This window comes from Planococcus notacanthi (genome assembly GCF_030407825.1).
GTDB classification, from domain to species: Bacteria; Bacillota; Bacilli; order Bacillales_A; family Planococcaceae; genus Planococcus; species Planococcus notacanthi.
Genome location: NZ_JASDCQ010000002.1, coordinates 119,442 through 131,183, shown reverse-complemented (window position 1 = coordinate 131,183; position 11,742 = coordinate 119,442). Strand labels below are relative to the sequence as shown.

The following is an 11,742-nucleotide window of genomic DNA, read 5'->3' as shown; positions in this document are numbered from 1 at the left end:
GATTTTTCTGTTTGTTATGATTCATTTAATTCCAAACCGCTGACAAACGGGTTTTGAAAACGCTTACCAAAAGGAGGAATGGAAATGTCAATCAATCAATTGGAAGTTCAACAAACTACGCTCAATCGGGAGGAACTACTCGAAAAGGCGAAAGCGATTGGACTGATTGCTGAAAAGTATGCTTCTGAAGCAGAAAAAAATGCCAAGCTTTCCGATGAGGTTATCGAAAAAATCAAAGAGGCTCAATTCCATAAATTGCTGCGCCCGAAAGAATATGGTGGCCAGGATCTGGATTATTTCACATTCGGAGAAATGATTCGCACGATCGCTTACCATAGTGTGCCAGCAGCCTGGTTAAGCTATTTCTTCGTTATACATGAAACATGGCCCGCTTTCCTGCCAAAAGAAAGCCGGGATCTACTCTTCAATCAAGGCGGCTTGATGGCCGATGTCTTTGCTCCTGTCGGAAAAGTTACAGATGACGGTGAAGGTTACCGCCTATCCGGACAATGGAACTTCTGCAGCGGCGTTTTATGGAGCGACTGGATTGCACTCGGCGCTGTCGCGAAATTAAAAGACCGTTCAGAACCGGAATACAGCATGTTCATCGTCCACAAAGACGAAGTTGAGATCGTCAACAATTGGGATACGTTAGGGCTGCGAGGCACAGGCAGCAACGGCGTTCTCGTGGATAATGTCTACATCGAACCGAACCGCGTGTTCAAAATGGCCCGCGTTATGGCCGGAGAAGGGCTTGGGGAAGACAATTACGATCCGGACTATCAAATCGCGAATGTCCCTTATATGCAATTCTTCTTGATGGGCTTCCAGTTTATCCAAATCGGCGGAATCGAACGCTTGATGCAGATTTTCCAGGACAAAACAGAAAATCGCATCCGTATTTTCAACAAGGGACAAAATGAAAAACAGGCAGCCAGCAGCCAGCGCGTTTTGGCAGAATTGAAGATCCAGTTGAGTGCATTAAAAGGGTTATCGAATGAATATGTTGAGAAGCTAACGTATTACCAAAAAAACAGCATGGTTACTTTGGAAGAAGAAGAGCGCGAGAAGCTATTCGCCATTCGGGGATACGTTGCGAAAAGCGCCGCAGAAATGGCGTTGCGCGTCATGCTGACACTCGGCGGAAACTCCGTTTATAAAACAGATCCAACAGAGATGTTTGTTCGTGACCTGATTACAGCTGCTGTCCACCCGACACATCTTTACGAAGATTCTCTAGCAGCTTACGGAAAATCCATTTTCGGCTTTGAAGGAAACCCAACGTGGTAAAAAAATCTGAGGAGGCAAATAAAATGACAAAAGAACCGATTTTAGACGTTGCACAATTAGCCCATGTAGAAATTTACAGCACAGACTTGGAAGGTTCGGTAAAATTTTTCCGGGAAATCCTGGGGATGGAAGAATCACAACGCGAAGGCAATTCCGTCTACATGCGTGCATATGAAGATTTTTATCACAATACCTTGATCATTACGGCAAGCGATGAAGCAGGTCTCGGCCATATCGGCTGGCGGGCTACCTCTCCGCAAGCGTTAGAGCGCCGTGTCCAGGCACTGGAAGAACTCGGCTACGGGATTGGCTGGATCGACGGCGATGTCGGGCATGGCCGCGCGTATCAGTTCAAGACACCTGACGGCCACAAGATGGAAATCCTATGGGATGTCGAGTACTACGAAGCGCCGGAAGACCAGAAAACGCCGCTATTGAACCGTCCGCAAAAGCGTCCGAACCGCGGAGTTCCAGTACGCCGCATTGACCACGTCAACTTGATGGCCAGCGAAACCAACAAAAACGTGGAATTTCTGGAAGAAGCGTTGGGCTTTAAAGTGCGCGAGCGCATTCTGGATGAAGACAACAAGGACATTGCGGCTTGGATGAGCGTCTCCAACCTGGTGCACGACGTGGCTATTATGGGCGATGCGTTAGGCGAAAAAGGCCGCTTGCACCATATCTGCTATTGGTATGGCTATCCGCAGCACTTGATGGATGTGGCCGACCTGTTGGTTGAAGGCGGATTCCAAATTGAAGCGGGCCCCGGCAAGCACGGCGTGACCCAAGGCAACTTCCTGTATGTTTTAGAACCAGGCGGCAACCGCGTGGAATTGTTCGGTGATTCCGGCTATCAAATCTTTGATCCGGCATGGAAAACTGTCGAGTGGAAAGGCGCCGACCTGGAGCATGCCATCATCTGGCACGGCTCGAACCTGCCAGCAGAATTCTTTGAATACGCTACGCCGGTGCGTGCTAAATCACCCGTGGAAAATGTCTAATAACGAAACGAAGCTAAATTTTCGAGGATAGGCTGATAGGGGCTGGAGGAAACCCGTAATGGGTTCTTCTGGCTTCTTTCCCAGAATGAAAGGAGAATAATGATGACAACAACTGCAAACATCTCTTCAAAATTTATGGAAGTTAACGGCATCAACACGCACTACCACGAGGAAGGAACCGGGGAAGAAACGATTATCCTGATTCATGGATCCGGTCCCGGCGTTTCCGCCTATGCCAATTGGCGGTTGATCATCCCGCCACTCAGCGAGAACTACCATGTCTTCGCCCCCGACATCATCGGCTTCGGCGAAACGGACAAACGGGAAAACGGCGACTATCCGGTGGAATTGTGGGTGGAGCATTTGATTGGCTTTATCGAAGCAGTAGCGGACGGCCCTGTTTACCTGGTGGGCAATTCGATGGGCGGCGCGTTATCGATGCATGTCGCGTCCCGACGGCCGGACCTCGTGAAAAAACTGGTCCTGATGGGGGCTGTCGGCAACCACCACGAGATTTCGGAAGCACTGGACCGGATTTGGGGCTACGAAGCGAGCTTGGAAGAAATGCGCGAACTGATCAAACTGTTCTCGTACAACCAGGAAGCTGCCAATAACGAAGAACTGGTCCGCCTGCGCTATGAAGCGAGCATGCGTCCGGATGTCAAACAGTCCTTCGAAGCGATGTTCCCCGAACCGCGCCAGCAAAAACTGGATGAACTTGCGCTGTCGGACGACGCCATTCGCAACATCCAAATCCCGGCGCTGCTGTTCCACGGCCTGAATGATCAGGTCATTCCGATCGAGCGAACGAGTTACCGCCTGATCGAACTGTTGCCGCACGCCGAACTGCACGTCTTCAACGAATGCGGTCATTGGACGCAGATCGAGAAGACCGAACCGTTCGTGGAGCATATTTTAAGTTTCATTAAATAAATGCGGCAAACCAATCAATCATTAAAAAAACGTTGAGGATTCGTATCCTCAACGTTTTTTCCAGTTACTTTTCCTTCTTCTTCACACTTCAACTTTCTTCTCATACAGAGGCAGTGCCGCCGGCTTCCCGAAATAATAACCCTGGAATAATTGGTACCCCCGCTGCTTAAGCCATTTAAAGTCTTCGCTTGTTTCAACGCCTTCGGCCAAAGGAATGGAGCCGATTTCCAGCGCTTTCTTCAAAAACTTTTCCGCCACTTTCTGCTTTGCCGGATCCATTGCCACCCCTTGGACATATTGCATATCCAACTTCATGTATTTCGGCTTCAGGTCTGCCAGCATTTCAATCGTACTGTAACCTTCACCCACGTCATCCAACGCGTAATCGAATCCTTTTTCCTTGTAGTAAGCCAAGATTTTCTTCAAATGATCCAAATCATCCACTTTTTCCGTTTCCACCACTTCAAATACTAAGGATTTCGGATCCACCCCCAGCTGTTCTGATAAAGAAATTGTCGAACGCAAGCAAAATTCAGGGGAATAAATTGAAGTCGGAATGAAATTGATGAACGCTTTCTCTCCTTTAAGTTTGGCTGCATACCTTACAGCTGTCATTCTGCATACCCGATCCAATGCATACAGGCGCCCGCGGATTTTGGCAGCTGGAAAAATTTCATTCGGGTAGATCATCGATCCGTCTTCATTTTGGAAACGCGCCAGCATTTCATATGCAAAAATCTCTTCATTTCCATTCACAATCGGCTGATAATGGCAGGAAATCAGCTCTTTTTGAATCACTTTATCAATCCATTGCATATCCAACACGGTTTCAATTTCAGAAAACGGCTTCCACGCTTCATGGTTTATTCGGAAAACGACTTGTTCCAAATCCATAAAATGACGGCAAAAATCCATCAGCTCTTTGGCTCCTGCTTCATCTACAATAAGTCCATTTTCCGTCGTCACTATATCAATGTCTCTTCTATTCAAATGGCTATAAATTTGCGGCAATGCCAACAAATTGGAGTCGCCTTCTATTTTAATCTCAAACTTCAACTCCGTTACGGAGCAATTATTGCATTGCAAGTCCATTTCCTCCTTAATTTTGGTAGTTCCATTTTACTTTATTTCACTAGTTAATAGTTAACAATTTTATACAAAAATAAAAAATCGCTAATGGGAAAAGAGTTGTTCTTGTTTTATTAGCACAACTGAAGCATCTGTTACACGATGATTTAACCGTCGGAAAAAGAGGTTTTTTTTCGACGGTGAAGAATGTATACATTAACTTGCCGTTCATCGTTTAACAGGCAAAAGAAACTGCTCTAGGTTACCCGAATTGTTGTCCATCTCAAAAGAACGGCCCGCTGTTATTTCATTCACAAAGGAGAATGATCATGGGAAAAATCGTTGTTGCGACGTATTTGACGCTTGATGGGGTTATGGAAGAACCGTCATGGACTGCCCCTTACTGGGATAACGAAATCGCGAAGTTCCAGCTGGATCTGCTGTTCGGCAGTGACGCATTGCTGCTTGGAAGGGTGACATATGAAGGGTTTGCAGCCGCTTGGCCCGCTGCTGAAGATGAAGAAGGGTTTGCCGACCGGATGAATAAAATACCCAAGTATGTGGCTTCCACCACTCTGAAGCGCACGGAATGGAATGCCCGCCTGATTACCAGCAATGTAGCGCAGGAAGTCGCCAAACTGAAAAAAACCGGACAACGTCTGTTGGTTTATGGCAGCGCTGAACTCATTGAAACTTTGCTGAAACATGATTTGGTCGACGAACTTCATTTGATGACATTTCCGCTCGTTTTAGGAGAAGGCAAACGGCTTTTCAAGGAAAATGCTGATCAGAAAATGTTCAACTTACAGGACATCCGTTCAACAGATTCAGGTGTGCTCATTGCCAGTTATACACCAGACAAATAAAACAGAAAAAGAAAGCCCCCTGCAACGGGAGGCTTTCTTTTTTGTGCTTAGTTTTTGCTGAATTTCTTTTTGGCGTAAACATAAGTGACTGCCAGTGCAGCAACCAGTACGCCTCCTTTGATAATATCAAAAGCATAATAAGGGAGATTCTGAATCGTTAAGCCGTTCAACAAAATGCCGATAACTGCAGCTCCAAAAAATGTGCCCAGCGCATTCGGTTTGCCCGCTCCTAACACCGAGTAACCGACAAATACTGCCGCAACCGCCTCCATCATCAACGGAGCCCCTGCATCAATTTGTCCGGAACCTACGCGTGCAGTAAACAAAATGCCAGCCATTGAAGCAAAAATTCCCGATACCACATAAGCGGCAAATTTCACTTTTTTGACGCTGACGCCGGACAGCGTCGCGGCTTCAGCGTTCCCGCCGGTCATGTAAAGCACTCGGCCCCAGCGTGTATGGTTCAAAATTACATAGGAAGCCAGGACCATCACCAGCATGATCCAAACCGGAACCGGCAAGCCCAGCATCTGCCCTTGCCCAATCCACAGAAACGCTTCCGACAATTGACCCGGTGCGGTTCCTCCTGAAGTCAATGGCATATTGTTGTAGATCGAGTAGCCTTCTGTATACGTACGGTGCAAGCCCGCAATAATGTACATCATGCTCAGCGTCGCCAGCAAATCCGGAATGCCGATAACCACAATTAGAAAGCTATTGACTGCTCCGACCAACACCCCGATCAACAGCGGCAGGAGAAGGACGAGCCATAACGGCATATCGTACCAAACCATCAGAGATGCGGAAACGACTGTCGATAAAGACATCGTCGAACCTACCGACAAATCGAAACCATCCACTACCAGCGTGAACGTTACACCTAAAGCGAGTAACGTGACAATGGAAATGGAGCGCAGGATGTCTGTGAAGTTACCATATGTGAAAAAAGCGTCGCTGATTGTGCTGAAGTAAAAAATGATGAAAATAAGTAATGCGATGGCGCCATATTTAAACAGAAACTGAATCGCGTTGTCTTTCACCGAGCTTTTGTGTTTCCCCAAGTTCTTCTTTTCCACCACTTGCATACAATAAAATCCTTTCTTGGGTCGCTTCTTGTCGTGATAATTCCTTCACGATTTGACCGTTGTACATAACGAGAATCCGATCGGAAATTCCGATGGCTTCATGAATTTCACTTGAAAAATACAGACAGCCTTTGCCGCTTTCAGCCAATTGGCGGATCAATTTGAAAATATCCACTTTGGCTCCGATGTCGACGCCTTTTGTCGGTTCATCGAAGAGGTACAAGGCCGAATCGAGGGAGATCCATTTGCCGATCGCCACTTTCTGCTGGTTTCCTCCGCTCAAGTGAACGAGAGGCGTTTCTGTACTATCGGTTTTGATGCGCAAACGCTCGATGATTTCATCAGCAAAGCGCTTTTCGGCTTTCCGGTCCAACAACAAATTCTTAGAAAACTTTTTCAGGTTAGGGAATGATGCATTGGTTTCCAGTGATTCCTGGACAAATAACCCTTCTTTTCGGCGTTCTTCCGGAATCAACGCCATTCCTGCTTTGATGGCGTCTGCCGGATGTTTGATTTTGGCTGTTTTCCCCGAAAGCTTCATCATACCTGAGGTTAAAGGCGTTCCTCCAAACAAGGCTTTGGCAAGCTCCGTTTTACCGGCGCCGACCAATCCGACGACACCCACTACTTCACCTGCTGCAACCGTCAGCGACAGATCTTTGAGCTTCTGGCCATCCGATAAATTCTCAACCTCCAGCAAAGGGTTCCCAATCTCATGCGCCCTCGGCTCTAATTCATGACTCAGTGCTGCACCGAGCATCGCTTCAATCACCCCATCCTGATCGGCTTCTGACGTATCGTAGGTTTTGACAAGCGTCCCTTCCCTCATCACTGTAATCCGGTCGCTGATTTCAAATACTTCCGGCAAACGGTGGGAAATGAAGACGCAGCCGACGCCCTGTGCTTTTAACTTTGCAATGACTGCATATAGTTTCTCTGATTCATGGATAGACAGAGGAGCTGTCGGTTCGTCAAATATAATGATTTTCGCCGAATGGACCAAGGCTCTGGCAATCAGCACCATCTGCTTTTCCGCCAAAGTCAGTCTCGCCGCTTTCTGCTGGACATTGATGTGGTCCACCTGCAGCTCGCGCAAAGCAAGACGTGCGCGTTCATTGATTTTTTGTCTGGAAACGAATAAATTGCCTTTCCCTGCGAATGTGTCGAGAAGGATGTTTTCTGCAACAGTCAGCTCAGCAACAATGGCTGTATCCACTTCTTGATAAACACAGTAAATCCCCTGTTCTTTGGCTGCCTTCGGCGATTCCAGCCGAATATCGACGCCATCCAATTTAATCGTTCCTTCATCCTGCTGGTAAACGCCTGACAGGATTTTAATCAGCGTGCTTTTTCCTGCACCATTGACGCCAAGAATGGCATGGACTTCTCCTTTTTCCAAATGGAACTCGGCTTTTTGCAACGCCGTCACTGCACCGAAAGTTTTTCCGATGGCGGTCATCGAAAGTAAAGCTTGTGCCATAGAAACGCCTCCTTTCTGATAAAAGAGCTGTCCCATCTTTCAGGACAGCTCGAAATGATGAAGATTATTGGCCTTCCAATTCGCGCAATTCATCCGTGTAGCCCTGTTCGCTTACGCCCCAGCCATCTACGTATTCGCTTAACTTATCGGTTGTCACCGTTTCTTCCGGCAAACTTTCCGCTTCAACAAAAACCGGCTCTAAAATCACTTTTTCTTCCGGCTGTTCGCCATTCAACAACTGATATAAGTAACGAACTTGAATGCGTCCGATATCCGTCGGATCCACTGCTGCCGAAGCGAGCCATGGGCTGTTTTCTTTTTGCATCAATTGCAGATCCTCATCGCTCATATCGATGCCGTATACTTTAATGTCTGTACGTCCTGCTTGTTCAATGGCACGGACAGCACCTTTCGCAAACTCATCCCACGCGGCCCATACTGCAGTGATTTCCCCTTCGTTCGGGTATTGTTTCAAAACTGCTTCCATCTGTGATTGCGTATCCAGTGCCGTATTGTTCGTAGCGGCACCGAATGCTGTCACTTCCTTGATGCCGGGGTTGTCGGATAGGAATTTTTCATAAGCTATCTGGCGTCTTTCCATCGGTGCAAAGCCCGCTGTCCATATTTTAACGATATTGGCTTCGCCGTTATTGTCTTCCGCCAGTTTTTCCAAGCTCATCTCGGCCATCTGCTGATCGCCTTGCTCCAAAGAAACCACACCTTCAACATCGATGCCTGCATCAAACGCCACAACCGGAATTCCGGCTTCAAGCGCTTTTTCAACACCTTGGTTCAATGCTTCTTTTGTTCCATGGTCAATCAAAATGCCATCGACACCTTGATTGATGGCTGCATCCAGGTTAGAGGCCATTTTCGCCAAATCCCCTTCAGAAGTGAAAACAGTTGCCTTGCCTCCGAATTTCTCAACCTGTTCTTCCACACCCGCTATGTATTGGGCGCTGAATGTCCCTAAATTGATTTGCATAATCAAGGCAATTTCTTTGCCGGCAAGTGGATGGTCTGAAGCCTCAGCCTTCGTATCTGAAGAAGTTTCTTCTTCGCTGACGTTCCCTTTTGGTTGGCAAGCGGTTAATAAAATACTGATAAATAAAAGTGCGGCAAGCAGCCAAATAGATTGTTTTTTCATCGTGTTTCTCCTTTTCCTGTAAATGCACCAAGCAAGTCAGGGATGTTTTTTTTGTATTCTGCAGTGATGATACCTTTTTCGGTGATGATGGCGGTGATGAGATGTGCCGGCGTCACGTCGAATGCCGGATTAAACACTTTCGTGCCAAGAGGTGCGACCGGCTGTCCGTTCGTATGGGTAATCTCCTCCGGGTTTCGTTCTTCGATCGGAATCACGGTTCCGTCCTCAATCGACAAATCGAATGTTGATGCCGGCGCCGCTACATAAAATGGGATGCTGAAAGCATTGGCCAACAAAGCTAAGTTATACGTCCCGATTTTATTGGCCGTATCGCCGTTGGCTGCAATGCGGTCCGCGCCTACAATGATGGCTTCAATTCCTTTGGCTCCAATGGTGTGCGCCGCCATGCTGTCGGTGATCAATGTGACATCAACCCCTGACTGCTGAAGCTCCCAAGCTGTCAGACGTGCGCCTTGATAAACCGGACGGGTTTCACAGGCAAACACTTCAAACTCACGGCCGCGTTCGCTGCCAAGATGGAATGGCGCTAAAGCCGTACCGTATTTAGCCGTAGCGATTGAACCGGCGTTGCAGATGGTCATGACTTTCGTCTTTCCTTGCAGCAATACCAAAGCGTGTTCACCAATGCTGCGGCAGGACTCTTCGTCTTCTTTATGGATCTTCACAGCTTCCGCAAGCAGCAGCAATTTCGCCTGCTGCACGTTCTCTGCTTCTTGCACCTTGTCTTTCAAGCGGCTGAGTGCCCAGCCGAGGTTAACGGCAGTCGGCCGTGAAGAATTCAGGTACGCCGCATCTTTTTCGACATATTGCTGAAAAGCTTCCAAGGAAACGGCATCGTGCCGCTGTGCTCCTATCGCTAAGCCATATGCAGCCGTGATGCCGATGGCCGGAGCTCCGCGCACCTTCAAGAAGAAAATCGCGTTATATACATCTTCTACCGTTTCAAGCGTTAAATAGTCAATCTCATGCGGCAGTTTCTGCTGATCCAGGATGGTCAGCTGCTCTCCGTCCCATTTGATGGATAACGGAATGCTCATATGCGTGCCTCCTTCAGAATTTCCACCAAGTCTTTGATCGAAGCAGTTTGTTCACGCTTCAGGATTAATTCCCGCCCACTCTGCAATGCCTGCTTCTTGAAGGAAATTCTCTTATCGTTGTCTTCGATGCTGTCCAGGTCTTTGACATGCGCCAGGCCAATCGTCCGGCGGATCAATTCGCAGCCGGCGAAACCGACGGCATCGGCCAGTACTTTGCCGAGGACATATTCAAGATATCCTTCGGTCTCCTTGAACGATTCAACGCTCTGCGTTTGCCACAGTTCCGTGAATGAAGAAGCGAATACTTCCCATGTTTTTTCAATGTGAGCTACGATTTCCTGGCGCTCCTCGCCTTCCCGTGTAATCGTTTGGAAAATCAGGTTGGCCAGAAACAATCCGACATCAAAGCCGATCGGGCCGTAAAAGCCGAACTCCGGGTCAATGACTTTCGTTTCGGCCGGCCCCGCAAAAATACTGCCGGTATGAAGGTCTCCGTGAAGCAGCGCTTCCGCTTCAGTCAAGAAACTCTTCTTCAATTTCGCCACTTCCAGCTGCAGTTTGCGGTCGTTCCAAATCGCTTCTGCTGCTGCCTGCAGCTGTGGTTCGTAATCATTGGTGTCAACATCAAAAAATGGATCGGTAAAAATCAGGTCTTCTGTGATTTTGCATAGTTCCGGATTGGAAAACTCAGCAGCCAAGCGTTTTTTCTCAAAAGGATGCAGCCCATAATCAGAAGTGTGGAACAAAGTCTGTGCCAGGTATTCGCCGATATCCTGTGACAGCCTTGGAAATTGCCGGCCGTTGATCAAGCCTTCCCGCGCAATTTCGAGATGCGATAAATCTTCCATCACCGTTATAGCCAATGCTTCGTCCGTTGCATGGACGGCCGGCACCAAAGACGGCACAAACTCGCCGTGCTTCTTCAGAACATTGGCTTCGATCGTCGCACGCTTCAATGTCAGCGGCCAACTTTCGCCGATGACTTTGGCATATGGCAAAGCCTGCTTGATGATCAGCCTCTTGCCTGTGGCTGCCTCTTCAATTTGAAAAACATAATTTAAATTGCCGTCGCCGATTTCCCGGCACGTCAATTGAGCTTTATGATCAAATGCTTGAATAGTTTTCGCCAATTCGATGGCAGCTTCTTCGGTTAATGATTTATAGGTGGTTGGAGCCGTAAGTGTCATGGTCAATCTCCCTTTCTCTGCAATATAAAAAGCCTCTTTCCAAAAGAAAGAGGCCAGAATAAGAGATCCCATGCCTCTTATCTTTCAGAAAATAAATTTCTGATGGAATTAGCACCGTGCCTTACAGGATATTCATCCTGGCGCCAAAGCGCCCCGTCTCACAACGGTATTACGGTCGGTTGCTGGGCGTCATCGGGCCAAAATCCCTCTGCCAGCTCTTGATAAGAGTACTGCTTGTCGTGCTATTAAGTTCTGAAATGAATCCTATCACGATTCAGAATTGACTGTCAATCACATTTTTTAAATAAAAACAATTTTGCAACAATGCTGTTGACAGATTTCGGTGCGCATGAAATAATCAGAATTACTTTACTCTATTAAAGCAGTTCTACCATTTCGAACGATCATTTCTTTTTACGCTGAGATTCTATAAGTAGGACCAGCCCAAAAAACTTACCCAATTTCATATCTTTCTTATTCAGAGCAGGTGGAGGGACAAGCCCTACGATACCCGGCAACCGGTCCAATGGTGGACACGGTGCTAATTCTTGCAGCCAGAACCGATGGCTGAGAAATAAGAAGTTGTTAAAGCCCTTAACCTCTTCTTATTTGAAGAGGTTTTTTATT

The 11,742-nt window shown here is 47.5% G+C and carries 10 protein-coding genes and 2 riboswitches; of the genes, 4 read left to right on the top strand and 6 right to left on the bottom strand.

Annotated features, from left to right (window positions below; translation table 11 throughout):
* The first annotated feature begins 84 nt into the window (after window positions 1-84).
* The 3 genes from QMA01_RS08030 to QMA01_RS08020 all read left to right on the top strand — a co-directional run bounded on the left by QMA01_RS08030 (window position 85) and on the right by QMA01_RS08020 (window position 3,224).
* Complete coding sequence (locus QMA01_RS08030) at window positions 85-1,290, top strand: acyl-CoA dehydrogenase family protein (protein WP_290183610.1); 1,206 nt, start codon at window positions 85-87, stop codon at window positions 1,288-1,290.
* Between the two features lie 23 nt (window positions 1,291-1,313).
* The gene (locus QMA01_RS08025) at window positions 1,314-2,291 is read left to right on the top strand and encodes a catechol 2,3-dioxygenase (protein WP_290183609.1); all 978 of its coding nucleotides are present in this window, start codon (window positions 1,314-1,316) and stop codon (window positions 2,289-2,291) included.
* Window positions 2,292-2,393: 102 nt separating this feature from the next.
* Window positions 2,394-3,224, top strand: coding sequence for an alpha/beta fold hydrolase (locus QMA01_RS08020; RefSeq protein WP_290214709.1), 831 nt, complete (start codon window positions 2,394-2,396; stop codon window positions 3,222-3,224).
* A gap of 81 nt (window positions 3,225-3,305) precedes the next feature.
* Here QMA01_RS08020 and QMA01_RS08015 read toward each other — a convergent pair whose 3' ends face one another.
* Window positions 3,306-4,316, bottom strand: coding sequence for an EAL domain-containing protein (locus tag QMA01_RS08015; RefSeq protein WP_479692276.1), 1,011 nt, complete (start codon window positions 4,314-4,316; stop codon window positions 3,306-3,308).
* A gap of 305 nt (window positions 4,317-4,621) precedes the next feature.
* Here QMA01_RS08015 and QMA01_RS08010 point away from each other — a divergent pair, with 305 nt between their 5' ends.
* Window positions 4,622-5,158 (top strand): dihydrofolate reductase family protein, encoded by a 537-nt coding sequence (locus QMA01_RS08010; RefSeq protein WP_290214707.1) that lies wholly within the window; start codon window positions 4,622-4,624, stop codon window positions 5,156-5,158.
* Window positions 5,159-5,205: 47 nt separating this feature from the next.
* On the opposite strand, the gene QMA01_RS08005 is transcribed toward QMA01_RS08010, so the two are convergent.
* From QMA01_RS08005 to mtnK, 5 genes are all read right to left on the bottom strand, one after another.
* Window positions 5,206-6,243: an ABC transporter permease gene (locus QMA01_RS08005; RefSeq protein ID WP_191714616.1), complete on the bottom strand. Its 1,038-nt coding sequence runs from the start codon at window positions 6,241-6,243 to the stop codon at window positions 5,206-5,208.
* Window positions 6,167-7,723: a sugar ABC transporter ATP-binding protein gene (locus QMA01_RS08000; protein ID WP_290214706.1), complete on the bottom strand. Its 1,557-nt coding sequence runs from the start codon at window positions 7,721-7,723 to the stop codon at window positions 6,167-6,169. The genes QMA01_RS08005 and QMA01_RS08000 overlap by 77 nt, the downstream gene beginning before the upstream one ends.
* A gap of 64 nt (window positions 7,724-7,787) precedes the next feature.
* Window positions 7,788-8,870: a sugar ABC transporter substrate-binding protein gene (locus QMA01_RS07995; protein ID WP_290214705.1), complete on the bottom strand. Its 1,083-nt coding sequence runs from the start codon at window positions 8,868-8,870 to the stop codon at window positions 7,788-7,790.
* Entirely contained in the window at window positions 8,867-9,928 is a 1,062-nt protein-coding gene (mtnA, locus tag QMA01_RS07990) for an S-methyl-5-thioribose-1-phosphate isomerase (RefSeq protein ID WP_290183603.1), read from the bottom strand. Before mtnA ends, QMA01_RS07995 begins: the two co-directional genes overlap by 4 nt.
* Window positions 9,925-11,115 (bottom strand): S-methyl-5-thioribose kinase, encoded by a 1,191-nt coding sequence (mtnK, locus tag QMA01_RS07985; protein WP_290183602.1) that lies wholly within the window; start codon window positions 11,113-11,115, stop codon window positions 9,925-9,927. The genes mtnA and mtnK overlap by 4 nt, the downstream gene beginning before the upstream one ends.
* 74 nt (window positions 11,116-11,189) lie before the next feature.
* Window positions 11,190-11,343: riboswitch (SAM riboswitch) on the bottom strand.
* Window positions 11,344-11,586: 243 nt separating this feature from the next.
* A riboswitch (SAM riboswitch) is annotated at window positions 11,587-11,696 on the top strand.
* Window positions 11,697-11,742: the final 46 nt, after the last annotated feature.

Bases quoted from the DNA above. Each gene is read 5' to 3' on its own strand.
- QMA01_RS08030 (WP_290183610.1), top strand. From the start codon at position 85: ATGTCAATCAATCAATTGGAAGTTCAACAAACTACGCTCAATCGGGAG.
- QMA01_RS08025 (WP_290183609.1), top strand. From the start codon at position 1,314: ATGACAAAAGAACCGATTTTAGACGTTGCACAATTAGCCCATGTAGAA.
- QMA01_RS08020 (WP_290214709.1), top strand. From the start codon at position 2,394: ATGACAACAACTGCAAACATCTCTTCAAAATTTATGGAAGTTAACGGC.
- QMA01_RS08015 (WP_479692276.1), bottom strand. From the start codon at position 4,316: ATGGACTTGCAATGCAATAATTGCTCCGTAACGGAGTTGAAGTTTGAG.
- QMA01_RS08010 (WP_290214707.1), top strand. From the start codon at position 4,622: ATGGGAAAAATCGTTGTTGCGACGTATTTGACGCTTGATGGGGTTATG.
- QMA01_RS08005 (WP_191714616.1), bottom strand. From the start codon at position 6,243: ATGCAAGTGGTGGAAAAGAAGAACTTGGGGAAACACAAAAGCTCGGTG.
- QMA01_RS08000 (WP_290214706.1), bottom strand. From the start codon at position 7,723: ATGGCACAAGCTTTACTTTCGATGACCGCCATCGGAAAAACTTTCGGT.
- QMA01_RS07995 (WP_290214705.1), bottom strand. From the start codon at position 8,870: ATGAAAAAACAATCTATTTGGCTGCTTGCCGCACTTTTATTTATCAGT.
- mtnA (WP_290183603.1), bottom strand. From the start codon at position 9,928: ATGAGCATTCCGTTATCCATCAAATGGGACGGAGAGCAGCTGACCATC.
- mtnK (WP_290183602.1), bottom strand. From the start codon at position 11,115: ATGACACTTACGGCTCCAACCACCTATAAATCATTAACCGAAGAAGCT.